The following is a 22,742-nucleotide window of genomic DNA, read 5'->3' as shown; positions in this document are numbered from 1 at the left end:
TGGGTCGGAACTCCTGGTTGACGGCTGACCGGACAGCCGGTTGAAATGGCCGAACCATGACAGACCAGGACCCGACCGAACTTACCCTTGAGATCGCCCGCCAGCTCTACCCGGTCGGACAGCACGTGACCGGCAAGGTCACGCTGATCCTCCGACCGGGAACGGTGGGGTTATTCGTCGACCTCGGCACGAACAACCCGCCATGGGGGTTCGTCGACGTACTCCATCTTCCTGACAATCCGGACCAGTGGCCGGCCCCCGGCACCACCACCGAGTTCGAAGTCGTCCACCACACACACGAGGGTCATCAGGTCAGACTCGTCCCCCTCGACCCGGAATATCGTTCGCATCCTCGACTACCAATAGACGAGCAACAGCTATACGAGCTGAAACGGCGCCTTTCGGGCGATCACGCCTAACCACGCCCGGAGCATCGCCATGGCCGGTTCAGTCAACACGATATGCGGCAGTTCCGGATGTTTGGCAGCCCGGGGTTAGGGTCGATGATCATGGAACTTCTCTTGACGATCGCCGTGATCGCCCCTGTGCTGGCGGGGTGTTGGTGGGTGTTCCGGAGTGTTCGGCGCAGGCAGCGACGAGGTGCATTGACCAACGCGCCCCCGATTACGTATGGGGACGTGATGCTGCCGGGGTATGACCTGACCGACAGTAGAGCCGCTGAGATCCATATCGAACAGGTCGACAACGACGACTGGTCTCCTCGATATCGGCTGGACGATAAATGACCCCGTTCACCCGCTGCTCATCAGAATGTGCGGACGTGCGTCCAGCCGGGCTGGATGGCCACTGCCAGTTGATCTTCTGACGCCTCGCACTGGCCGGTTCGGTCAACGCGGGAAGCGGCAGGAGCGTGCACAAGATCGAGCCGTCGCATGCAGGTCGTTGGTGGGTCGGTTGGTTCGGTAGCTGTCGCATACTGGCTGGTATGCAGGACACCAGGACTCAGGGCATTTCGTCGGAGGGGTGGGGATTTCGATGACGCGGTTTTCAGATCGTCTTGCCCAGTGGCGAGGGGTGCGGTGTGAACGGGTGCTTGGCGTCGAGTACGAGGCGCCCTCGATCGAGTTGATCTTCGCTGTGGGGACCGTCATCGAGTTCAGCGACGGGACGAGGCTGTCGGCCCAGTTCTGGCGGTTGACGAAGAAGGGCCGACCGGAAGTCAGTATCTTTGATCATCGTCGTCAGTATGGTCTGCCCGCGCCGATCGACGCGTTGAGCGTTCTGCGTGGTGAGCTTGTCGGCGGGCAGTTGCTGACAGCGGAGATTGACCAAACCACCGCGGACCTGAGGTTCATGTTCGACCATGACCGCGGACTGGAGGTTTTCAACTTCACCGGATTCGAAATCTGGGAGTTCACGTTCCCCGACGACACCGGCCAGTTGTCGAATTACGCCCTCGAGGATTAATCGAAGCGGGACCGCCGCAACGACATCAGATGTGATTCGCTGAAGGCCCGTGGCAGAGTCAGGCGGGAGCGGACGACCTGAGCGCCCGGATCGGCGCTGCTGGTTGATCTTTCGCAGCATCACGATGGACGATCGGATCAGCGCGATATGCGGTGCGGGCTCAGGCGGTCATCGTGCAATGCCACGACCGAGCCACTCGGCAAACTCCTGAACCTGGTCGGCGAGTGCCTTGTCCTCTGCGACTCCTTCAGGAATGATCTTATGGCCGTATCGGCGGATGAGATTGGCTGCAGCGGCAATGGTCTCGACATCCGTGGGGAACTGGCGTCCGTACTCGGCAACCTGGCGGTCGAAGGCGGCCTGATCGAAGGGCTCACGCGATCCGTCGGTAGGGACCGGAGTTATCGTGACCTCGTATTCGCGGTCCTCATAACTCGCGGTGAACCTACCTAGACCGCGGAAGCTATAGACAGCACAGCCCTCAGGTTCTATCCCGCGTCGGATGACACCGACGAACTCAGCAAGACGACCATCGCGCCACCCTTCGTTCATCTGCCCAACCTACCTAGCTCTCGACGTTGAGCCGCTCGGCGCGTCGCATGGTCGATCCGTGTTCATCCTGTCCAGGGTCCGTACGGCCATCGTTCGGCCTTGCCTCAACCGAGCCACAGCAGACATCGAAGAAGTGCACTGCACTCGGCAGTTTCGGACGCTCCGGATGCGGGAACGACCCGAGATGATCTCGGGGCGTTGATCTTCCGGCTGTGGGTTCGTGTGATGCGAACCGAAACCTAGCCTGCGGGGTCGGAGAATTCCCTCTTCCCTTGTGCGGGTTCTCAGTTCGAGAAGCCGTGGATCTTGTGCGGGATGATGCGAACGATTACCCGTACGGTGCCTTCGGTGTCCGCCGGCGGGTCCTGTCCCAGGTATTTGTGCGAGACCTCGCGCTGGACAGCGCGATCGCGGTCCTCGACGAGCTCTGCGGTGCCGCGGATCTCTACCGTGCGATACGGATTGGTGGCGTCCAGGACGGTCAGGCTGATCCGAGGATCGCGGGTGAGGTTGCGGACCTTCTGCCGTTCGGTGGTGCTGGAAAACATCACCGTGTCGTGCTCACGCAGGATCCACACCACCGACGTCTGCGGATCGCCGACAGAGTTCAAAGTCGCCACCGTGGCAAAGTTCTTGCCGTCGAGCAACTCTCGCGTCGCATCATCGAACGTAATCGGCATAAGCTGCTGACCTCCATTGGTGCATGAGTTGTTACCGTGATCATGATTGGCGATTGCGATCCCCGGCGGAAGAAGGCACATTCATGTCACCGCGTAACAGCTGTGTTCCCGACCAGGTCAACGGCGGGGAAGCGTGCACAGTTCTGGATGTCCTCGGCCGTGTGAGTGGCAAATGGAGCATCGGCATCCTGATGGAAGCGACCCGCGGGCCGGTGCGTTTCACCGAGCTCGAGCGCGCGATCAATGGCATCAGCCGCCGGATGCTGACGTTGACCCTGCGTAACCTGGAGCGAGACGGGCTGCTGGTTCGCACCGTCTATCCCACTGTTCCGCCCAAGGTCGAATACGTCGCCACCGATATGGCGCGCGAGCTGTACGACCACCTGCTCGGCCTCACCGACTGGGCAGAACGCCACCGTCCTACGATCGCCCGCGCCCGCGAAGCCCACGACAACTCCGTCCCACAACACCGCTCATAGGGCAGTCGGCTCGCAAACAAACATCGCGACGGTGAGCAGTGCGGAGATCGCGAGATCGGTTGTCGCGGAGTTGTTCCCGCTCGAAGTACATCGATTGATCAATATGCGGCAGATGCGGACGTCCTGACCCGCAACAGCTCTCGCCTACCAGCGCGAGTGGCCTCTTCTCTCAGCAGGTGACGAAGCAATGTGCAAGATGATCGAGCACCTCACCAGCTGGACCCGTGAACTCGACCGCGCCTATATCACGTTGGCCAATCATCAGGCGATCCGCGCCAATTCGGGCACGCACCCACCAACCCGCAACCATGGTGCCGACTGTCACCTGTTCGGGAACCACCGACATCGGTTGCCCCACAGGTGAGCCGGACCTGCCCACATCGATATGGCACCGCGGGTAGCACCCCGCAGGGGCATGAAGAACGGAGTCGCCTCAACCCCCTCCCCTGACTAGAACATTCGTCTTGCACGTATGTCTTGCACAAATGTCTCAATACTTGTAATGTTCCGGGCATGAACAGAAACGACCTCACCCTCAACGGCCGCCGCATCTCCTACCTCGACGCCGGCACAGACGGCGCACCGCTATTGGCCCTGCACGGACACCTCGAAGAGGGACTGAGCTTCGAGCAGCTGGCCACCGATCTCGCACCGCGGTGGCGGGTGATCGCACCCGATCAGCGCGGGCACGGCGATTCCGATCGCGCCCCCGACTACTCCACCGACGGCTACGTCGCCGACGCCGTCGCGGTGATCGAGGCGCTGGGCCTGGGGCCCGTCGCGGTGCTGGGGCACTCCGGTCGCGGCATCACCGCGATGCGCTTGGCCGCCCAGCGCCCCGATCTGGTTTCGGCACTGATCGTGGAAGAGATCGGCGCGGTCCACCAGAGCACGGGTTCACTGAATTTCGTGCTCAGCTGGCCCTCGCACACCGCGACACGTCAAGAGTTGCTCGACGCGCTCGGGTTCGCGGCACCGATGTTCGCCGACGTACTGCGCCAGAACCCGGACGGGAGCTGGCGACTGCCGTTCGTACCGCAGGACATGGTCGACTCCGAAGCACTTGTCAGCGGGGACTATTGGGCCGATTGGCTGGGCAGCCAGTGCCCCGCTCTGCTCATTACCGGCAACAAGGCGCCGTGCGTGGATCCCGTACTCGCCCGGGAAATGATCGACAAGAGGGCCGACGCGGAGTTGGTCGTTCTGGACACCGACCACTTCGCGCACAAGGGCGACCCGGCCGGATTCGCCGCGGCCGTCCGCGAATTCCTGCAGCGATAACCGATCCAAAGGTGTGATCGAGCGGGCCACGATGGCTTCGTCGACCATCGCGCCGCTCTGGAGAAAATCGTCGCCACAGCGAAGTCTGTCGGCATGGCCACGCCGTCCCCGGCCGCCGCTCCTCGGCGTCGGCGCCGGACGGGGCCTCGTGGAACATCATGGGCAGCGGCACCGAACCGATTTCGGCGGGCTGCGCGGGGCGGGTGCTGTCCTGAATCACGGTGGAGTGGAACGGAATTCACCCCGGCACCCACATCCTGCACTTCACCGAGGGCCGCTACCTCGGCACCTCGACTGCCAAGCCCTACGCCTACACCGAGGTGCTCGGGCGGACCCGCGACACCATCGCGGTGCAGTACCGCTGGGCCGACGCCGACGATCCACTGTGCTGCCCGCAGGGCGGTCCGAGCACGGTCACCTTCGCCCTCGCCAACTGCCGGGTGATCGCGAACGGCCAATTCCCGCCGGACAATTGAGCCCGCCCGGAAGTTCCAGCGATTCCCCCACTGAATAACTAACCGCGCCATCGATACCCGACCGGCCTCGGCTGGCTGGCCCCTCTACGAGTCAGCCAAACACCCTCAATTCGGCACGAGCGCGCAATCTCCGTGATCGGAAGGCGCTGTGCCCATACGTGCAACCTGTGTCTGCCGCTTCGGTCAGCGCCGGCATGCGGTAACGCGGCACTCGACAACCTCGCTGCAGATGGGGTGCCCCTTGCCATGGTGTGAAAGCCCGCCCTGTCGGTGGGATATGTTGACGCGATGCCGTACTTGCAGCGTGAGGGACAGGTTTTCATCCTCCAGTTGGGCAACCGGGGGGACCGCGATACCGAGAACCGGTTTCATCCGGATTGGGTTGGCGAGATGGACGCTCTGCTGGATGAGGTCGCTGCGATCTCCGGCCCCTGCGGGCTCGTCACGATCGGTGACGGGAAGTTCTACTCCACCGGCTTCGATGTGGAGTGGGCTGCGCGAAACCCGGAGCGGATCAACGAGAATGTTGCCGGCCTGCTGCGGTTGTTCGCCAGAATTCTCACACTGCCGATACCGACTGTCGCCGCGATCAACGGTCATGCCTATGGTGCCGGGGCCTTTCTCGCTGTCGCACATGATCACCGGATAATGCGCCGCGATCGTGGCTATGTGTGTTTTCCCGGCGTCACGCTCGGCGTCAACTACGCTCCCGGGATGGTGGAGATGGCGCAGTCGCAGTTGCCGCTGCCTGTGGCACGTCGTGCTCTGGTCACAGGTCACCGCTTCGGCGGGACGGAAGCGATGACGACGGGCTTGGTCGACTCGGTCGCTGATGAGCACGATCTCCTGAAATCCGCTGTGGAGTACGCGCAGCGCCTGGCCTCGACCAGCGGGCCCGCCCTCGGCCACGTCAAGTCGTCGCTCTATCGCACTGCCACCGCCGCCCTGCTCGGGTCTGTCGCGGAATACAACCACGATTCCGCTGCGGGCTGAGGGGTCGCGCATATCGCACCGAAATCGGCAGATCAGTGCGTTGGACGGACCGAGATGACCTTGCCGCGTTGACCTTCCGGCGCACCCACTGGTCGGCCCGAAACACGCGGGTCGCGGTAGATGAGCGCGTTCGGTCGTCACGTCATCACAGGGTGCGGTGCTCCCAGTCACGCCCTCGGAAGGGTGAACCGGTCGACCAACGGCCGTATTATTGGCCCTGGCCATCACGGCCTGGCCGAACGATCGGAGGGTGGAGGTGAAGCAGTGACCGACGAGGAGATCATCGTTTCGTTCGCCCTGACCAGACTGGACAACGCGAACAGCGACCTCGATCTGGAAGACGTTGCCGCCCTGGTAGTTCGCCGCCTAGGCCCCGACCAGATACTCGACCTCGCCACTCGCACCCTCGCGGCACGAAACGAGCTACGGGGAGCAATGTTCGAGTCTGCGGTTGAGCATGTGCTCAGGACCGTTCTGACGGCCCGAGGGCCTGTCGACTGACACATCGACATCCCTTCGGACTGTGCGTCGAAATGAATCAGTCAACCAAGGTTTGGGTTCCGAGGACGATCGCCAGCGCTAGACGTTCGGCGTCGATCGTTTCCGGAGCGGCGGTGTAGATCATGATGCGCAGGTCGTCGCCGGCGACGATGAGCGTGTCGCAATCCACCGTGACGCGACCGACGCCGGGGTGGTCGATTACCTTGCGTCGCCCGTGGTCCTGATGGTCGGCGACGCGGTCGGAGTTCCAGAGCTCGACGAACCGAGGACTTTGTGCGCGCAGATCGTCCACGAGGCGTTGTAGCCGCTGATCGGCGGGATATCGAGCCGTCGTCAGGCGTAGGTCGCCGACCAGGGCGGCTTCGAATTCGGCCTGCTCCTCGCGCGTGTGGACCGCTCGGGTTCCCGGCCCGATGAGGTTGCGCCACACGCTGTTTCGTTCGATTCCCTGCCAACTCGTGGTCGGGCCCATCAGCGCGTCGTAGGGCGCATTGGCGACGATCAGCGTCCACGTCGCGTCGTAGACGGCGACCGGGTTGCCTGCCAGTCGGTCGAGCAGGCGTTGCACGCTGGCCGGAATGCGCATGGAAACAACGCCGGAACCGGGCGCGGTCTGCCCGGCCAGTCGAAATAGCAGGTCGCGTTCGCTGTCGGAGAGCCGCAGCGCTCGCGCCAGCGCCTCGACGACCTGCACCGACGGCGAGGTGGAGCGGCCTTGCTCGAGGCGGGTCAGATAGTCGACCGAGATCCCGGCCAGATCGGCGAGTTCCTCACGACGCAGTCCACTCGCACGCCGCCGGGCACCTACCCGAACGCCCGCCGTGTCGGGGCTGACCCGGTCGCGCCATTTACGTACTGTCGTACCGAACTCCCACGAGTCCATTTCTCCATGGTGACGCAAGCCCTACCCGTTGTCCTGGCCCTCCCAGTCCTACGACAACCGGGCGACTGCCTAGCCGAGCGCGGCCGGCCGAGACTCGAGCAATGCAGGTCCGAACCTGACGTGCAGTCCAGCAGACGACGAACGGAGACAACCATGAACTCGATCTCTTCCGGCACCGTGCTGATCACCGGCCCGACCGGCAGCCTCGGTCGCGCGGCGATGCTGGCGATGGCCAACCGTCCCGCCGCGCAGCGCCCGGATCTGCTGCTGGTCGGCCGGGCCGGCGCGGGACTGACCGCCGTGGCCGCGGAAGCTCGGGCGGCCGGAGCCACAGTCGTCGAGATCGGCTGCGATCTGGCTCGGCTGGCCGATGTCCGCGCGGCGGCACGGCAGGTGATCGACCTGCTGGCCGCGGGCGCAGTGCGCCCGTTGCGGGCGCTGGTGGCCAACGCGGGTGTATCGGTCGCCGACACCCACAAGGCTTCGGCGGACGGCTTCGAGCTGAGTTTCGCGGTCAACTATCTGGCCCATGCTCAGCTCATCGACGATCTCCTGAAATCCTTTGCCGCCCCGGCTCGAATCGTGCTGCTGGGCTCGAATACGTACTACCAGAACACGGTTCGGCGCATGATGGCTGTAGCGCCCGCCGATTGGCGCGATCCGATCGAGCTGGCCCGCCCCACCGCCGCGGACGTGCCGACGAGTGTGAAGCTCAGTGGGACAGCCTATTCCAATTCCAAGCTCGCGATCATCTACTACGCCCACGAATTGCAGCGCCACGCACCGGATGGAGTCAATGTCGTGGTCTTCGAACCAGGTTTCATGCCCGGAACCGGTTTGGCGCGCGACCACGGCAAAGCGGCCGAGACGATCGGCCGAGCCATGGCGCACCTTCCTGGCATCTCCACACCCGAGACATCCGGGCCGGCGCTCGCGTCCATCGTTCTCGACGACCGCTGGGCACACCTGGACAACGGTGCGTTCGTGGTGAAGGACAAGCAGCGCCCCGTGCAGCCGTTCGCCAACGACGCCGACCGCGAGGCGCGACTCTGGACGGCGACCACCCAACTGCTCGACTCCGCAAGCTGAGCGGTCGCGATAGGAAGGCGGGCGGCGGTGTCCTTGGCATCCGGTCACGCATCAGCCGCGAACGATCGATTCGGTTCGGCAGCAATGGGTTTCGGAAGAGAGTCGTCGCCGAGCTGGACTGCTCGGCGTAGATCGGCCGCGTACGCCTCGGGCTGTTCCCACGCTGCGAAGTGGCCGCCCGCAGAGTGTTCCACGTAATCGCGGATGTTCAGGAACGCCTCGGCGTAGCTTCGAGGCTCCGGTTTGATGTCACGTGCGAAGACGGAAAGCACTGTCGGCGTGGCGATTCGGTCAGGGAGTCTGGCCGGTTCGGCGTAGGTGGCGAACGAAGTGCCGATCGTGCCGGTGGCCCAGTAGGCGGTGACCCAGGTGAGCAGTTCGTCCGGCGTGAAAGCTGAATCGTCGGACCAAGATTCCAGCTTCTCGACGATCCAGGCCGCGAGGCCCGCAGGTGAGTCGCCGAGCGCGATGGCGAGAGTATTTGGCCGCGTCGACTGTTCGGCAATGTATCCGCCCTCGGTTCGGAACCAGTGCGCCGCCCGGTCGAGGTAGGCCACCGCGTCGGGGGCGAGCGTCGCGCGGTCCGCCGTGAGTGCACGCAGTGGGGCGATGTTGGTCAGATGCAGGGCGGTAACCCGGTCAGGGTGTTGTGCCGCAAGGATTTCCGCGACGGTGCCACCTACGTCGCCACCTGACACCGTGTAGCGGGCGTAGCCGAGCTCGGCCAGCGCGTCCGCGATGATCTCGGCGATCTTGTTGACCGACATGGCCGAACCTTCGAGAGGGATCGCGAACGGGAAGCCCGGCAGCGCGGGGACCACCACGTTCATGTCCGCGAGCAACGGCAGGACTCGCTCGAATCGCAGCACCGAGTCGGGCCAGCCGTGCAGGAGCACGACGACCGGGGCGCCGGGAGACGCGGACCGCTGGTGGATCACCCGCAGTTCGACATCGCCCGCTCGCACTGTCACCCAAGGGAACTCGGCGATGCGGCGCTCGTGCACGCTCCAGTCGTATCCGTTCACCCAGCGTTCGAGGAGCTCATCGAGGCGAGTTCCGGTGATGCCCCGCATATGATCGGCATTCCACGGTGTCGTGACACGTCGCGTCCGCCGGAGTCGTTCCCGTAGGTCATCGATCATGTGTATCAGCGTACACATCGATGTGTATGCTCGTATACATGACTTTGCGCAACGCGGCCGCCACCAAACAGCGCATCCTGGAGCATGCGCAACGCCAGTTCGCGCAGAACGGGTATGCGGCGACCACGGTCAAGGGAGTTGCCGATGCGGCCGGTGTGTCACCCAACCTCATCACCCGCTACTTCGGAGGCAAGGAAGGCGTCTTCTTGGCGGCAACGCGGGTGGAGATCCCGGTCTCGGATTCCTTCGACGGCAACCGCTCCGAGCTAGGTTCGCGCCTCGCGGCGAGCATCGTCGAGCGCTGGTTCGGTGCGCCCGAAGAGGATCCGCTGCTCGTGCTGCAACGCGCATCCGGCGAACGCCCGGAAGCGGCGGAGGCGCTAGCGGTGTTCCTCGACACCAACTCGCTGCAGCCGCTGTACCGCTACCTGCGCGACAGCGGCCTGGACAACATCGACGCCCGCGCGCGAGCCGCGGCGATCGACGCCTTCGTACTGGGCGTTTCGACTCGTCGACGGGTTCTGCGTTCAGAACTCGGCGACCGTGCCGAACTCCAGGCGTGGCTGAGCGCCACCATCCAACGCCTCACCGACGGGTGATCCGAGAGGTTCCGACTCCCGGTTACCGGATACTCGTGACCTCGAATTCGCCACGCTCACCCACCGAGCTGCGGGTGGTCTCCCGATGCCATTCGCCGACCGCTGCGGTCAGCGCGCTGGGGCGAAGTCATCCCCGGTCCCGCTCCAGTTAGCATCGGCGTTCATGTCCGAGCATGAACATGCCCTCGACTGGCTACAGAGTTGGTACTCCGCGCAGTGTGACGGCGATCGGGAACACCGATGGGGTTTGCGGATCGAGACGCTCGACAATCCCGGCTGGCTCGTCGAGATCAATCTTGAGCAAACGGACCTGGCAGAACGGAAAAATCCTCGACAGCAGATCGACCGGAACGAGCACGATTGGGTTCATGCGTGGACTGCTGGGCAGACCTTCCATCTGGCCTGTGGTCCGCGCAATCTGACCGAGGCGCTCACTCTGTTTCGCGTCTGGGTATCGGCGCGAGACTGAACAGCCCGGCCATACATGCGCCGTCGGCGGGCGAGTAGGCGGAGCACATCCGGAATCGGCAGAAGAGTGCATCTCCCTGCGGCGCCCGCGACAGATTCGATCGAGCACATCGAGTGCTCGGCAATCGGCAGGTGTTGCGATAACCGCCTGAGCCCGCAGCCAGTATCGCGCGTACGCCTCCGCATTTCGGCTCGGCGCGAAATTCGGGTGCCGATGAGATGAGCTGGGTGTTACCGTCGCCCGGTTCACCCGATCGACCGAGGAGGTCATCATGTACCACGACGAGTTCCAGACTTCGTTTTGAACGAACCAGCAAGCGCCGCAAGGGGTTCCCTCTAGCGAGTCCAACGTCAAGCGAGGCGCCCGCATAGTGGGCGACGACACCGAGCTCATCGAAAAGCTCGGAGGCAAGGACCCCTGCCCCTGTGGCTCCGGCCGCCGGTTTCCGCCGGTGCTGCCGTCCCGCGGGTCGTTACGACGACACAATGGGCCACTACTACGTCCGTGACTGACTGGCGCGTTGATCTTCGGTCCTGCCAACGGCGGCTCGCCGCCGATCGGGGCATTCGACAGATGCCTCCGTGGAGCGCCGGGGCCGAGGGTCAGGCTCAGCTGAACGCACGGTCCTTGCCTATTCGTAGGAGGCGCCGACGATCTGTTCGGCAAGGCTGGTCGGCATGAATGTCACTGCGTAGCAGTCCGATTGGGTGTCGACCGCCAGTAGTGCAGTTCCGTGGTCGTAGGCTCGGGCAGATCCGTTGTTGCGCAGAATGTTTGACACTGCATCAGAAGCGGGGTTCTACCGCCCGCTGGGTTCGGCGACGCCACCTCCAGTGCAGGTGGCGCACCGCTCAGTATATGAAGGTGACCAGGTGCGGATTATGTTTGCGCATCGCATCGAGGACGGCTTCGGGCGAGGCAGGCAGTTGGTCTACAGCGATGTCGAGTGTGGGAGCGGATGCAAAATCCGGGCCGGTGTCATTGAGCTGCACACGGATCGGCGTCAGGGGCTGATCATCTCGTCCGAGCCGTACCCACACATGATCTACTGCAGTCCACGGGACAAGTCCGAATTCCCGATGACTGATGCCCTGGTCAGTGACTACGAGCAGGGGCTTGTGGCGGATCAGCCGCCACGCGGGCCCCGCGATCATCGCCAACACAAAGGCGATCAACAGGCCGCCTACTATCTGCCCGAACATGCCACCGAGTAGCGCGACACCAAAGAGCGCCACACCGCCCAGGCCAGTCAGTACCGTGTAACCCAACTCGTTCTCGAAGTATCTGGTGTCCTTCCGTCCGAAATCATCACCCGAACTCGGGTTTACCAGCTCCATCCGGGGATCCTATACAGCTGCCCAGCTTGGTCGGACGGCCGGATGAATCGAAACGGGACCAGGACTACACGTTTCCGGGCCCCCAACCCTGTCCGCGGTTGGTTGGCAGTCAATAACCCAGTGATGATCACAACAGTCCTCACGCTCATCGGCAGTACCGCGCATAGCCGAAGGCCCAGCACGGTTCAGCCCGTTGATCTTTCAGGTGCTGGGCTGGCCGATTCAGGCAACGCGGCAAGCGGCATTATCGTGCGTCGATGGTGGCCGCCCTGCGCACTCACACTGACTAGCCAACGATCGTGCGTGAACGGTTGTCTTCGTTCATCGCTAGTAGTCGATGCTCGCGAACCGGCCTGGTTGCGTGGCCTGATCAGCGGTGGGGAGCTTCCCGGCCTTGATCGCGGTGGTTCACGAAAACGAATGCTAGGGCCTGCGGTGTCACTGTGGCGTGGATCATCCAGGGCGATTCCGACACGAAAATCGTGTTCTTACCTGTGTAAACCTCGATATGACAGCGGGTTTACATCGTGGCGTGACGGCGATCGGGGTTCCGTTTCCAGAAGGGTTCCAGCTGTAATTGCCAAGTCGAAGCGGTGACGGTCCCACGTCGCCGACCGACCAGGCCACACCGCCGCCCCTCGAGGTCGGGCCGCCGCAACAGGTCTATTGGCCATGGTTGAGATTCACGGTCAACGATGGAAAGTCCAAGGACTGGGTGGGTGATTGTGGGCAATAGCTCACGGTAACTGCCTGAAGATCAAATACACGCGCATTACACCGGCCGCCTCGTGGTGGCCCGACACGTACAGTGGAGGCAACTGCCAATGAAAGTCTTGGAGTTGTATAAGGCTGGTCGCGTGGCCTCATATAAAACGGTGTGGCGAGCAACGGCCACTATCGCTTCGTTAGTCTTTCTGATTTTTGTGGTGTTCGCGCTCACGTGGCACACACGGGGATCGATGACAGGCTTCCTGGCTCGGACCTTACCGGCCGCCATCTGCATCTACATTTTGTGGATCCCCATAACTATTCGCTGGGCGAGAGCAGATCAGGTGGAGAAGAAGGATTAGGTGATACCCGAACCACGATGGGTTCTGCTGAACTGTGCGAGCTGGAAAGCCTTCACGGTATGCGACCGGCGTGTAGCCGCCGGTTGGCGGCGCGGTTGCGAAAGGAGACGTTATGACCAACGAAGACACTGATCCTATTCCGGGGTGGGATCTTCCAAATGTCGGCGTCTTCCTTGCAGCTGGAAAAGACTGCAACAACCTGGAACTCGCTAATCCCGCACGAGGATTTCAGTCGGATTACCTGGTTCGAGCCTCGTTGGCCAGCGGATGTAATCATGTTGACCAGCAATCGAGTTGGCGTGGGACGGGATGTGGATGAGTAGTCAAGAGTGGGACAGTTTCGCGATGAATCTTGCGGGAGTGTTGACTGGGAGTCCGACCTACACCGTAATGAATCTCAACACGGCTTCGAGTTCGCTGGGCATCACCAAGAATGACGACCTCAGTCTCAGCCTGAGTGACAATGTGAGCGCATCCGGGCGGCAGTACTTGCGCGATACCGGCTGGGCCGGACCGGACTCCGATGGCCTGTGGTGGTATCGGATCCGGGAAACCGGATTCATGGCCTGCCGCGATATCGCGAGTGCCGCAACCCGGGTACTGCAGTTGGTATTCGAGGTCGGCTTGCCAAGCGACCTACAGGTCGAGGCGTGGGTCGATGCGCACACCGACGCGCAAGTGCCCCTGGGCCAGCTGCGAGCGAGCAGTCCAACTCCGGTCGATGACGAGGTAAGCGCGCTGCTGCCCGTCGCCGAACTTCTGCTGGCCGACTACCCCTGGCTCGTTGCCACTGTTCGCTACAGATTGACCGATTCCGACCATAGCCACGACTTCGCCCTCTGGCCGGGATTGCTCAGTGTCCTGGGAGAGCCATACTTCGGTGGCCTGGGAATACTCGCGCAATGCGACTGGAAGCAGGCGCCAGACCAAGTGCGTGACATGTTGCAGCGCTTGCCATCGCATCCGACGACGTTGGCGTGGGACTGGTACGCCGAATTTCTCGTCTCCACCGCGGACTGGGATGCCGGTGACATCACCGAAGCCTTGCTCGACCGCGTTGGCAAGCACTGCGACCCTCTCGGGGTCGCTCTAATCTCAATCGAGACAGAAGGCGACGCCTACGCAGTGACCTTCATTCCCCTCGACCACGTGGATCGACTCAGTGCGCTCACTGCCCAGGTCGGCCGACGAGTACAGACGCTACCGTTCGGCCGATAACCATTCGCGATCAAAGGGATTGCCATCCACCTCGCCCGGTATTCGGCATATGCGGATATCGGAACGGCCCCGAGTTGCCTCGGGGCCGTTGATGTTCTGCAACAAAACGATCCCCTGACCGGAGTGTCCGGTCAGGGGGATTGACGTCGTGAGCCACCAGGGCCCGAATCCCTAACTCGCTGAGGAGGATACGCGGTCTTCTTGGCTCGTTTCCGGTCAGGAGCGGCGGGGCGAGGGCGGGCATTGCGGGGCGGCGCAGGGGCTGGTTCGCCAGCTGGGGCGGCGCTGGAACGGCGGCGGAGGTGGCGTGGTGGGGCGGGTGTCGGCGGGCACTGGCTTACTCCTTCGGATGCCTAGTTGGCAGTGGGGCGAGTGGCTAGGACTGCGGCGGTGGCCAGCAGGCTCAGCGCTGCGGCGAACCACAGGACGGTGGTGAGGGGGAAGGTGTTGGTGAGGAGGCCGCCGAAGAGGGCGCCCAGGGCGATGGCGAGGTTGAAGACGGCCGTGTTGAGGGCGGTGGCGGGTTCGGCCGAGTCGGGGGCCGCCCGCAGAATCCAGGTTTGGACACCGACGGGGATGCCGCCGAAAGACAAGCCCCACAAGAGCATCAGGAGAGTGCCGGCGACGGGGCCGGTACCCGCGAGAGCGATCAGGACCAGGACGGTGGCGAGGGCGACGCTGATCGCGATGATGGTGGCGCGGACGTTGCGCCCGATAGCCGCGCCGGTGGCGAAGTTGCCGATGATGCCCGCTACGCCGAAGGCCAGCAGAACCGGGCCGAGGAGAGCCTTGTCAATTCCCATGTGCTGCTCGACGATCGGGGCCGCGAAGGTGAAGGCGGCGAAGTGGCCGCTCACCAGAAGGAACGTGATGAGGACGCCGGTGCGGACCACGGGGTTGCGGAACTGATCGGCGAGGGTGTGCAGATGGATGGCGGTGTCGGCGGGCAGCGGCGGCAGGAGCCAGAGCAGTGCGGCGACCACCAGCAGGCCGAGACCCCCGAGCAGGCCGAAAGCTATGCGCCAGTCGGTGAGTTCGCCGATCAGAGTGCCCGCGGGGATACCCAGGACATTGGCCGCGGTGGCGCCGCCGAAGGCGATCGCGGTGGCCTTGGGAACGTATTCGCCGGGCACCATGCGGACGGCGATACCGGCTGCCAGCGACCAGAATCCGCCGATGGCAATGCCGATCAGCAGGCGGGAGATCAGCAGGACCGCGAAGTTCGGGGCGAAAGCCGACAGCAGGTTCGCGCCGACCATGAGGGAGATAAGGCCAAGCAGGACATGTCGGCGGTCGAGACGACCGATGGCGACCGGCAGTATCGGCGCGGTGGCGGAGGCGACCAGTCCGGGCACCGTAACCATCAGGGCCGCAGTGCCTTCGGAGATATCGAGGGCGCTGCTCACCGAGGTGAGCAGCCCGACGGGGAGTTGTTCGGAGGTGACGACGGCGAAGGTGCCGACGGCTACGGCTCCGACACCGAGCCAGCGGGTGAGCGATACCCGCTCATCGGTGCCCGAGGGGGCAGTGGTGGTGGTCATGGTTGTGCTCCTTGATGGTGAGATATTGCTGTCGCGCTCAGGCGATTCCGCCGTCGACGCGAATGACCTGCCCCGAGATCCAGGTGGCGGCCTCGCTCGTCAGCCATGAGACGACCGAGGCGACATCCTCCGGTTGGCCGAGACGGCTGCGCGCCGAGGATGGGAACGGGACGTCCGCCGCAGAGTAGATGGAGTCCGAAACAGGCCCGGGGGCAACGGAATTGACCGTGATATCGCGGCATGAAAGTTCTCGCGCGGTCGCCGACACGAGGTGCTCCACCGCGGATTTGGCCGCTGCCGACATTCCCGACGCGTGTGTCCCGGTGTCGACGAGCGCACCGGTGATGACGACATAGCGGCCGTTGTCCGCGAGATGCCGCGTCGCGGCCCGCAAGGTGTTGAATGCGCTGCGCGTGTTGTGGTCGATCAGCAGATCGAAGTCCGCGTCGGTGTGCTCGGCCAGCGACTTGTGCACCACCGCCCCGACCGCGTGGACCACGATGTCGAGTTGGCCGTGGCGGGCGGTCACACCTTGGAAAAGGCGTGTGACATCACAGGATTGGATGGCGTCGGACCGGATCGCCTCCGCCCGCACCCCGTAGCCTTCCAGCGTGGACAGGGTTCGTGCGGCGGCGTGCTCGCCGTGGGCGTAGCTGATCACGGTGGTTGCACCGCGAGCGGCGAGCGCCTCGGCGCAGGCGGCCCCCTGATCGTGACTGCCGCCCACCACCAGCGCGACCTTGCCGACGAGATCCATTGTGCCGGTGTGCCTTTGCTGCTGCACGAGGGCTGTCGTGATGGGTCGCACCGGAGTTCCTTTCGTAGCGGTCGGTGTGTTGCCACAAGCCTGCTGGGTCCGCGCGGAAAGCGGAAACAAAAGAACTCGGTGCCCGCCACCGGGGAAGCCGGTAGCCGAGCGAACGATAGGGTGGCTGCTGTGATCGACCTGGATATCCGTCAGCTGCAGTCATTTCTGGCCGTCGCGGCCGAACTCAACATCACGCGTGCGTCCGCGCGCCTGCACCTGAGCCAGCAGACCGTCTCCACCCAGATTCAGCAGCTCGAACGAGCGATTGGCGTGACACTGCTGGTCCGAACCTCGCGAGGAGTCCTGCTCACGCCCGCCGGCGAGGAACTCGCGCGCGGCGGCAATGCCGTCGTGGCGGACCTCGGCGATCTCCAAGACCGAGTCCGCGCCGCCGACCGCGGCCGCCTCGGCCGATTGCGCCTGGCCTGCTGCCCGTATGCCACAGCGCTTTTCGCCACCGAGGTCGCCGATGCCATGGAGGCCGCGGTCCCCGGGCTCGAGGTCGACTTGACCACTGTGCACACCCCACCCGAGGAACGCGCGCTGCTCCTGTCCGGCGAGGTCGACGCCGCATTCATGTGGCTCCCGCTCGGCGACGACCGATTCCAGCACGCGACCGTCCGCAGCGACCCGCGCATGGTGGCCTTGTCACCGAAACACCCACTGGCTCAGCAGGAATCGGTGTCACTCGCCGAACTGGCCGACGAGCCCGTCCTGCGCCCGGACATCTACCTGTCCGAACAGAACCTCTGCCACTGGCTCGCCGACCCGCGCCCGGACGGCACCGCTGCCCTGCGCGGCTCGGTCGTCGACAAGGTCGAGGACGCCCTGATGATGGTGGCGCGAGGCAAAGGCGTCTGGCTCGCCCCCGAACCGTTGACCCGCTGGATCCCCGGTACCGCCGTGGTGTGGCGCCCGGTGGTCGACGCACCCGCGTCCGACCTCGCCATCGTCTGGACCGACAGCGCCCCACAGCATCTCATCGCCCGCATGATCGCCGAGGTCCGCACCATCATCGGAAGCACCGAAGCCGCCCTCGTCTGATCCCGGATCGACACGGCCGGTGGAGCTTCCGCCGTGCGACCGGTCAGCGCGGCACGCGGCAGTTGAGTCCGTTCGGCGATCACCAAGGCGTGGTGCTTCCGATGACGAAGGAGCACCCGCTTTTGCGATGGGTGCTTCCTTCGCATCAGGGCAGTTGGCTGGCTCTGCGTTCAGCGCGACTGTTCGCGGGTCGCGGGGCCCTCGATCAACCCGTAATCCACTGCGGCGGAAGTGGTGAGGGCGCGTTGCTGCTCGAGGTCATGACGGATCTGGTCTATGTCGCGGCCGGTGAGTTCGGCCAGTCGAGCAACGAGTTCGCCGAACATGGCTCGCGCGTGTTCGAGTCGCGGTTCGACACGACTGAATCCACCTTCCAGATGCACCGACGGTTCCCGCAACACGAACTGCGCAGTTCTGTAGCCGTAGCGGTGCTTGCACGCCGCGAGCATTCCCAGCGCCGCCCCGGCGAGTGTGCCGCTCACGTACGCGCTTACCGGTGCCCGGAGAACGTCCAGCACATCGGTGACCGCGCTGGCGTCGAGCAGATCCGCTTCCAGCCCATACATTTCGAGACGGATCGGTTGGTCGCTCTCCGCGTCCAACGTCAGCAACCGAGCGCACAATTCGGTGGCAGTGGCGGAATCCAGGCGACCGTGCGCGAAGACCGTGCGCGGGGTCGCCAATGGTTCCACCGGATTGTCCGAATGAGGGTCGATCCACACATGCGTCGGGGGCTGCGCGGCCGGAATAGACTGCGGCTCTTCACGTTTGGCCGGATAGAAAGTGGGATACTCCGAGGGCCACGGCTGCCAGTGGGAGGTGGGCGTGCTCGTCTCGATCCTCAAGACTGATCTCCGATCCGATTCGATTCAGCTGTCGCACTGGTCACGTGCGAGGTGATCCGGCTACCGACCGCGGCGGCGTACCGATGCAAGGTCGAGGTTCGTACATCGACGTTCTCGGTCTCGAGCCGCGCGACCGCCGACTGCGAGGTACCCATACGAGCGGCAACCTCGGTTTGAGACAACCCAGCCGCCCGCCGCCGCGCTGCCAGTTCCGCAATCAACCGGGCCTGATCCTGCGACATCTTGCGTAACGCCATTTCCCGAAACCCGGGCAGCGCTGGGAGGTTGTCCTCCTCCGGCGATTGGGTTGCCTCGTCCTTCATACCTACAACGATATCTCATATTAGGTATATCGCTAGGTCTTGCACGACGCGGTTGGGCAAAATGACCTGGAGGAAGCCGCGAAATCCACCTGATCAGCCGCTGCGGCCCTACGCACGCTCATCGGCTATAGCGGACATACTCGTTGACCCCAAAGCGACTCTGCCGGTTGATCTTCGGCCGATGCGCTGGCAGGTCAGCGCGGTACGCGGCTTGTGCGGGTGAGAAGGTTCGCTTCCGGGCGAACGACTCTAATCGCCGGTCTGGCCGTCAATTCGTTCACGGAGAAGGTCGGCGTGCCCGTTGTGACGGGCGTATTCCTGGATCATGTGAGTGAGGATCCAGCGCAGGCTGTATCGGTCGCCGGTTGGCTGGTGCACTCCGAAGGTGTCCAGCGACGCGCAGGCATCGGCTATCGCACGCGATCGAGCATATGCGCTGTGCCACAACCGAAGTGATTCCTCCACGTCGGCGTTGTCGACGTGGAAGTCGGTGCCGTCCGGAGTGTCGTTCTGCCAATACACGAACGGGGTATCCGCGCCGGAAGGATGCGGGTGAACCAGCCCAGTTCGACATCGGTCAGATGGCGGACCAGTCCGATCAGCGACAATCGTGATAGCTCCACAGCTCGCAGGCGAAGCTGGTCGGCGGTGAGTCCGGAACACTTGCGAGCCAGTGTCTCTCGATGGAATTCCAAGACGCCGGTAAGGGTTTCGCGCCCGCCGGCCTGCTCGTATGTCTCGTTCTGCTGGGTCGATTCCACTCGTCCATCGTGCCGGGTTTATCCGAGGGCCGCTGATCGTCCGCACGAGACTCGCCGGTAGTGCGCGTTCAGTCCCGACGATGGCGGTACTTATGCTCCCTCTTGAACCCCTATCCCCCAATCTCTTTCACGGCTAGGACGCACATGGGAACATCTCGACGCTCCCTGAGAATCGCGCATCTCATCGGCATCGGCGTGGGCCTGTTGTTGCTCATTGCCGGAACGGCGCGGCTACTACTGGTACCGGTGGAATGCGCAGGACATCACATGGAGTCCGATCATGTCTGCACCGACACCGAGAAGGGCCACACCGTCACTAGAACCTTCGATCAGCAACGGTCTCTTCGTAATTCGACGGATGGGTTCCTGATCGTCGGCGGACTTGTCATCACCACGGGATCGGCCGTGCTCATGCGTAGGGAGAACAAGCCAGCGGGGTAGCCATCCAGGTGAGCCGAGATGCCGAGGGCCGTTGATCTTCAGCCAGGTCCGGCTGGCCACTTCCAATTACGTGGGACGCGAAATGAGCGGACTCTTGCCGTGGTCGCCGCTGGCTCTTGGTCGGACCCGGACCGTCATTGTCGAGTTGCCCGGTGCACCGTTGACTACCTACCGTGAGCCGTTGACCCAGTCCTCCGCCAGCGGATTGGGGCCGGTCAAGTGACCGATCGACTTGGTCGGCCGGAATCGGACGAACGCCGAATGATGATGGAATGGCTGTGCCCGGTCGGCCTCGAGAACCTGTGTGTGGCCGCCCGCGGCGTAGGCGTATTCACGCAAATCGGCGGCCGATTCCCACAGCGAGAAGGTTGCCACCAGCGGCGGACGGGCGATGGCGGTAGCCCAGATCAGGCCGGTGGCCGATTTCGCGTGCCGTTCGGCGATCATGCTGAAGCGCCGAAAGCGAAGGGCTTGGCTGTTTCGTAAGCGGCCCAGGGTCAGAACGGCTGCGGGCGACTGTGTGTCAGGGCCATCGCTCGCGACAATGTCGGGCAGTCCCGGCCAAGTGCCGGTGGCTCGAATCGGCTCGAGTCGAACCTGCCAGCCGTCGGCCAGTATCTCGGCGAGCGGATGGGTATTTTGGAAGGTCTCGAGGGCCGAATCGTCGTCCCAGAAGCCTACAAACGCCAACCGGCTCACCGTGAGTTTCGGAATGAACGCTCCGCCGATATCGGCCGCGAAGGCCGTAGTGCCGAAGCGCAGTCCATCCACCCTGCCATCTGGACGAATTCGCAAAGCGGACAACGTCTTACGCGTGCCAACGTCCGCAAAATGGACCGTTGCGATCACTGCCGACCCCCCGTCGAACCTCGCGAGACACCCTCGACTACTACCTAGCGTAGTAGTTACGATCGACTGTATTCCGAAAGTTCTGGTTGCGCAACGAACTACGGGAATACGTTCAGCCCGACAGCTGCGGTCAACCAGCTAGAAGCGCAGAAAGCGGCTGGTCATCGCGGGCGTCTTCTACTACCAGCACGGAATACGGCAGAGCTGGAAGCCCTGTGACTCCGGAGCTCGCTAGGCGGTCAAGCGTTGACCGGCTTGCGCCAATAGAAGTAGTGGCGTCGCCACCACCCGTCAACCGTCGAGGTGACCAACTCCCAGCCGTCCTGGGACATCTCATCGAGGTGCCCGAGGATGTGCTTGTCGCTGGGGCGGATCAGGCTACCCACCTGGTACTCCCAGCGCTGTTGCGGCGCGGTCGAGGAGTTATAGGGCGCCTGCAAATTCTCGATCATCAATGTCCCCCAACGATTGAAAGTATCTGCCGTTCATGCATACACGGACCTCCCGAGCCTCGGCAACAGCTTTCCCTTGTGAGCCAGCGGCTGCTAAACCGTTGCGGCAGAGTTCGAGCTCCGACTCGGGCCCGGTTGGGGAACCGACCTGTGCACACTTCCGAAGACGATGCCGGGTATGAATTTGCTTCTATGCCGATGATTGCCCAACGGTGGCGGCGATCGTCACGAATAGTGTTCGGACACAGTCGATGTCGTCAGGGTGGTGGGGCTGTTCGCGAGATGCTCTCCGATGCTCGGTTGCCCTATTCGCCTGGCAGTCGTGCCCGGGCCGAGGCTTAGGAAGGATCGGTGATGGGTGGAGTGAGTTCACGGTGGCGGTGGGCGCTGGGTGGGGTGCCGGTCCATCGAGTGAAGGATCTGCTGAATGCTGCGGCGCTGGTGTAGCCGAGGCGGGTTGCGGTCTCTTTGACTGTGAGGTCGAGGGTTTCGAGCATGTCGATGGCCAGTGCGTGGCGGGTCTGCTCTTGGAGGTTCCGGAAGTTGGTTCCTTCCTCGGTGAGTCGTCGGTGCAGGGTGCGGCGGTCCATGTTCAGTCGGGCTGCGATTTCGATTGCGGTTGGCGCGGTGTGGATTTCGTGTAGGAGTATGGCGCGGATTCTGGCGGCGAGTGGGCCTCGGTCGAGTCGGTTCCGCAATAGGTCGAGGCAGTGCTGTTCGCACAGGGCGGCGGTCGCCGGATCCGGCATCGACATTGGTTCGGCTAGAAGGTCGAGGGGGAACGTCAGTTCTGTGGTGGGGCGGTTGGCGACGATCCGGAACCGTCGCATCGGGTCGTGTGCGAGGTCGGCGAGCATCGTGGTCATGCCATCGATCACCTTCGCCGTGCGGTCGTCGGGAAGTGCGAGCTCCAAGCGCGTGTCGCCGAGGCGGTGGACGAGTTGTGGGCTGAGGCAACGCAACACGATCACGCCGAAGATGAGGACGAGGTCGCGTTCGAGTAGGAAGGCTCGGACGTCGGCGGGAAGGTCCTTGTGCTGGAACGTGATCCGCCCTGTCGTTTGGGTGAGGCCGGCGGTGATATCGATGAATCGGTTGCCGATCCGCAAGGTGCGCAGTGCGATTCGGAGAGCGTCACCGGCGGTGGGGCTGCTGAGCATCGCGAAGCCCAGTAGGCCGAAGTTCGCCAGCGAGAAGCGCATCGCGACCTCGGCGCCGAGCCCGGGTGGGTCTGCGAGCGCTTGCACCAGATTACGCGCGGCCGAAAGCTCTTGCACGGCTTCGACTTCCAGGTCGGCGGCGTCCAGATCGGCGAGAAGAAGTCCCGTCGAGGCGAGTAGGCGACGCTCCGAGATCCCGTGATCGATTCCCACCTGGACCATATGCCGGATTCCGACGACGCCGCGTCGAAAATCCCACGACATTCCCTCCACCGTGCCGAAAGTATCACGCTTCCGCCCCATCGGGTCATTCCGGCTTTT

At 63.6% G+C, this 22,742-nt stretch carries 27 protein-coding genes and 1 pseudogene; 15 read left to right on the top strand and 13 right to left on the bottom strand.

Features of this window, described 5'->3' with window-relative positions; genetic code table 11:
• Positions 1–56: 56 nt before the first annotated feature.
• From ACFVUS_RS28390 to ACFVUS_RS28380, 3 genes are all read left to right on the top strand, one after another.
• Positions 57–419, top strand: a complete 363-nt coding sequence (locus ACFVUS_RS28390) for a hypothetical protein (RefSeq protein WP_387772918.1) — start codon at positions 57–59, stop codon at positions 417–419.
• A 90-nt stretch (positions 420–509) separates the two neighbouring features.
• Positions 510–746, top strand: a complete 237-nt coding sequence (locus tag ACFVUS_RS28385; RefSeq protein ID WP_387772915.1) for a hypothetical protein — start codon at positions 510–512, stop codon at positions 744–746.
• 238 nt (positions 747–984) lie between these two features.
• Complete coding sequence (locus ACFVUS_RS28380) at positions 985–1,428, top strand: hypothetical protein (RefSeq protein WP_387772912.1); 444 nt, start codon at positions 985–987, stop codon at positions 1,426–1,428.
• 168 nt (positions 1,429–1,596) lie between these two features.
• On the opposite strand, the gene ACFVUS_RS28375 is transcribed toward ACFVUS_RS28380, so the two are convergent.
• Both ACFVUS_RS28375 and ACFVUS_RS28370 read right to left on the bottom strand, forming a co-directional pair.
• Positions 1,597–1,980: a hypothetical protein gene (locus ACFVUS_RS28375; protein ID WP_387772909.1), complete on the bottom strand. Its 384-nt coding sequence runs from the start codon at positions 1,978–1,980 to the stop codon at positions 1,597–1,599.
• Between the two features lie 284 nt (positions 1,981–2,264).
• Positions 2,265–2,660 (bottom strand): PPOX class F420-dependent oxidoreductase, encoded by a 396-nt coding sequence (locus tag ACFVUS_RS28370; RefSeq protein WP_387772906.1) that lies wholly within the window; start codon positions 2,658–2,660, stop codon positions 2,265–2,267.
• A gap of 161 nt (positions 2,661–2,821) precedes the next feature.
• On the opposite strand from ACFVUS_RS28370, the gene ACFVUS_RS28365 reads away from it, so the two are divergent.
• The 5 genes from ACFVUS_RS28365 to ACFVUS_RS28345 all read left to right on the top strand — a co-directional run bounded on the left by ACFVUS_RS28365 (position 2,822) and on the right by ACFVUS_RS28345 (position 6,390).
• Complete coding sequence (locus ACFVUS_RS28365; RefSeq protein ID WP_387772903.1) at positions 2,822–3,139, top strand: winged helix-turn-helix transcriptional regulator; 318 nt, start codon at positions 2,822–2,824, stop codon at positions 3,137–3,139.
• A gap of 513 nt (positions 3,140–3,652) precedes the next feature.
• Positions 3,653–4,420, top strand: a complete 768-nt coding sequence (locus tag ACFVUS_RS28360) for an alpha/beta fold hydrolase (RefSeq protein WP_387772900.1) — start codon at positions 3,653–3,655, stop codon at positions 4,418–4,420.
• Positions 4,421–4,641: 221 nt separating this feature from the next.
• On the top strand, positions 4,642–4,896 hold the full coding sequence (locus ACFVUS_RS28355; RefSeq protein WP_387772897.1) for an LppP/LprE family lipoprotein: 255 nt from the start codon (positions 4,642–4,644) through the stop codon (positions 4,894–4,896).
• 288 nt (positions 4,897–5,184) lie between these two features.
• The gene (locus tag ACFVUS_RS28350) at positions 5,185–5,889 is read left to right on the top strand and encodes an enoyl-CoA hydratase-related protein (protein WP_387772894.1); all 705 of its coding nucleotides are present in this window, start codon (positions 5,185–5,187) and stop codon (positions 5,887–5,889) included.
• Between the two features lie 264 nt (positions 5,890–6,153).
• The gene (locus ACFVUS_RS28345; RefSeq protein ID WP_387772891.1) at positions 6,154–6,390 is read left to right on the top strand and encodes a hypothetical protein; all 237 of its coding nucleotides are present in this window, start codon (positions 6,154–6,156) and stop codon (positions 6,388–6,390) included.
• 37 nt (positions 6,391–6,427) lie between these two features.
• On the opposite strand, the gene ACFVUS_RS28340 is transcribed toward ACFVUS_RS28345, so the two are convergent.
• The gene (locus ACFVUS_RS28340; RefSeq protein WP_387772888.1) at positions 6,428–7,273 is read right to left on the bottom strand and encodes a helix-turn-helix transcriptional regulator; all 846 of its coding nucleotides are present in this window, start codon (positions 7,271–7,273) and stop codon (positions 6,428–6,430) included.
• Between the two features lie 153 nt (positions 7,274–7,426).
• On the opposite strand from ACFVUS_RS28340, the gene ACFVUS_RS28335 reads away from it, so the two are divergent.
• Positions 7,427–8,362, top strand: a complete 936-nt coding sequence (locus ACFVUS_RS28335) for an SDR family NAD(P)-dependent oxidoreductase (RefSeq protein WP_387772885.1) — start codon at positions 7,427–7,429, stop codon at positions 8,360–8,362.
• Between the two features lie 44 nt (positions 8,363–8,406).
• Here the strand turns inward: ACFVUS_RS28335 and ACFVUS_RS28330 are convergent, their stop codons facing one another.
• Entirely contained in the window at positions 8,407–9,504 is a 1,098-nt protein-coding gene (locus ACFVUS_RS28330) for an epoxide hydrolase (RefSeq protein ID WP_387772882.1), read from the bottom strand.
• 38 nt (positions 9,505–9,542) lie between these two features.
• On the opposite strand from ACFVUS_RS28330, the gene ACFVUS_RS28325 reads away from it, so the two are divergent.
• From ACFVUS_RS28325 to ACFVUS_RS28315, 3 genes are all read left to right on the top strand, one after another.
• Entirely contained in the window at positions 9,543–10,103 is a 561-nt protein-coding gene (locus ACFVUS_RS28325) for a TetR family transcriptional regulator (RefSeq protein WP_387772879.1), read from the top strand.
• Between the two features lie 163 nt (positions 10,104–10,266).
• Positions 10,267–10,572: an immunity 53 family protein gene (locus ACFVUS_RS28320; RefSeq protein ID WP_387772876.1), complete on the top strand. Its 306-nt coding sequence runs from the start codon at positions 10,267–10,269 to the stop codon at positions 10,570–10,572.
• Between the two features lie 370 nt (positions 10,573–10,942).
• The gene (locus ACFVUS_RS28315) at positions 10,943–11,080 is read left to right on the top strand and encodes an SEC-C metal-binding domain-containing protein (protein WP_387772873.1); all 138 of its coding nucleotides are present in this window, start codon (positions 10,943–10,945) and stop codon (positions 11,078–11,080) included.
• Positions 11,081–11,423: 343 nt separating this feature from the next.
• Here ACFVUS_RS28315 and ACFVUS_RS28310 read toward each other — a convergent pair whose 3' ends face one another.
• Complete coding sequence (locus tag ACFVUS_RS28310; RefSeq protein ID WP_387772870.1) at positions 11,424–11,909, bottom strand: hypothetical protein; 486 nt, start codon at positions 11,907–11,909, stop codon at positions 11,424–11,426.
• Positions 11,910–13,288: 1,379 nt separating this feature from the next.
• On the opposite strand from ACFVUS_RS28310, the gene ACFVUS_RS28305 reads away from it, so the two are divergent.
• Positions 13,289–14,197, top strand: coding sequence for a hypothetical protein (locus tag ACFVUS_RS28305; RefSeq protein WP_387772867.1), 909 nt, complete (start codon positions 13,289–13,291; stop codon positions 14,195–14,197).
• Positions 14,198–14,550: 353 nt separating this feature from the next.
• On the opposite strand, the gene ACFVUS_RS28300 is transcribed toward ACFVUS_RS28305, so the two are convergent.
• The gene (locus tag ACFVUS_RS28300) at positions 14,551–15,738 is read right to left on the bottom strand and encodes an MFS transporter (RefSeq protein ID WP_387772864.1); all 1,188 of its coding nucleotides are present in this window, start codon (positions 15,736–15,738) and stop codon (positions 14,551–14,553) included.
• 37 nt (positions 15,739–15,775) lie between these two features.
• Complete coding sequence (locus ACFVUS_RS28295; RefSeq protein ID WP_387772861.1) at positions 15,776–16,546, bottom strand: SDR family oxidoreductase; 771 nt, start codon at positions 16,544–16,546, stop codon at positions 15,776–15,778.
• Between the two features lie 129 nt (positions 16,547–16,675).
• Between ACFVUS_RS28295 and ACFVUS_RS28290 the strand changes: the two genes are divergently transcribed.
• Positions 16,676–17,590, top strand: a complete 915-nt coding sequence (locus ACFVUS_RS28290) for a LysR substrate-binding domain-containing protein (protein ID WP_387772858.1) — start codon at positions 16,676–16,678, stop codon at positions 17,588–17,590.
• Positions 17,591–17,760: 170 nt separating this feature from the next.
• Here ACFVUS_RS28290 and ACFVUS_RS28285 read toward each other — a convergent pair whose 3' ends face one another.
• The 3 genes and pseudogenes from ACFVUS_RS28285 to ACFVUS_RS28275 form a co-directional block, all read right to left on the bottom strand.
• Positions 17,761–18,435: an ATP-dependent Clp protease proteolytic subunit gene (locus tag ACFVUS_RS28285; protein WP_387772855.1), complete on the bottom strand. Its 675-nt coding sequence runs from the start codon at positions 18,433–18,435 to the stop codon at positions 17,761–17,763.
• The gene (locus ACFVUS_RS28280) at positions 18,432–18,758 is read right to left on the bottom strand and encodes a helix-turn-helix domain-containing protein (protein ID WP_387772852.1); all 327 of its coding nucleotides are present in this window, start codon (positions 18,756–18,758) and stop codon (positions 18,432–18,434) included. The genes ACFVUS_RS28285 and ACFVUS_RS28280 overlap by 4 nt, the downstream gene beginning before the upstream one ends.
• Before the next feature lie 249 nt (positions 18,759–19,007).
• Positions 19,008–19,453 (bottom strand): annotated as a pseudogene (locus tag ACFVUS_RS28275) (DinB family protein).
• 210 nt (positions 19,454–19,663) lie between these two features.
• Here ACFVUS_RS28275 and ACFVUS_RS28270 point away from each other — a divergent pair.
• A complete protein-coding gene (locus ACFVUS_RS28270) occupies positions 19,664–19,960 on the top strand; it encodes a hypothetical protein (RefSeq protein WP_387772849.1) in 297 nt (98 codons plus the stop codon).
• Between the two features lie 168 nt (positions 19,961–20,128).
• Here ACFVUS_RS28270 and ACFVUS_RS28265 read toward each other — a convergent pair whose 3' ends face one another.
• The 3 genes from ACFVUS_RS28265 to ACFVUS_RS28255 all read right to left on the bottom strand — a co-directional run bounded on the left by ACFVUS_RS28265 (position 20,129) and on the right by ACFVUS_RS28255 (position 22,685).
• A complete protein-coding gene (locus ACFVUS_RS28265) occupies positions 20,129–20,809 on the bottom strand; it encodes a hypothetical protein (RefSeq protein ID WP_387772846.1) in 681 nt (226 codons plus the stop codon).
• Between the two features lie 239 nt (positions 20,810–21,048).
• Positions 21,049–21,261, bottom strand: a complete 213-nt coding sequence (locus ACFVUS_RS28260; RefSeq protein WP_387772843.1) for a hypothetical protein — start codon at positions 21,259–21,261, stop codon at positions 21,049–21,051.
• A 338-nt stretch (positions 21,262–21,599) separates the two neighbouring features.
• Positions 21,600–22,685: an AraC family transcriptional regulator ligand-binding domain-containing protein gene (locus tag ACFVUS_RS28255; RefSeq protein WP_387772840.1), complete on the bottom strand. Its 1,086-nt coding sequence runs from the start codon at positions 22,683–22,685 to the stop codon at positions 21,600–21,602.
• Positions 22,686–22,742: the final 57 nt, after the last annotated feature.

The sequence above is a fragment of the Nocardia sp. NPDC058058 genome (genome assembly GCF_042885355.1).
Lineage (GTDB): Bacteria > Actinomycetota > Actinomycetes > Mycobacteriales > Mycobacteriaceae > Nocardia.
This window is presented reverse-complemented; position numbering and strand designations above follow the sequence as displayed.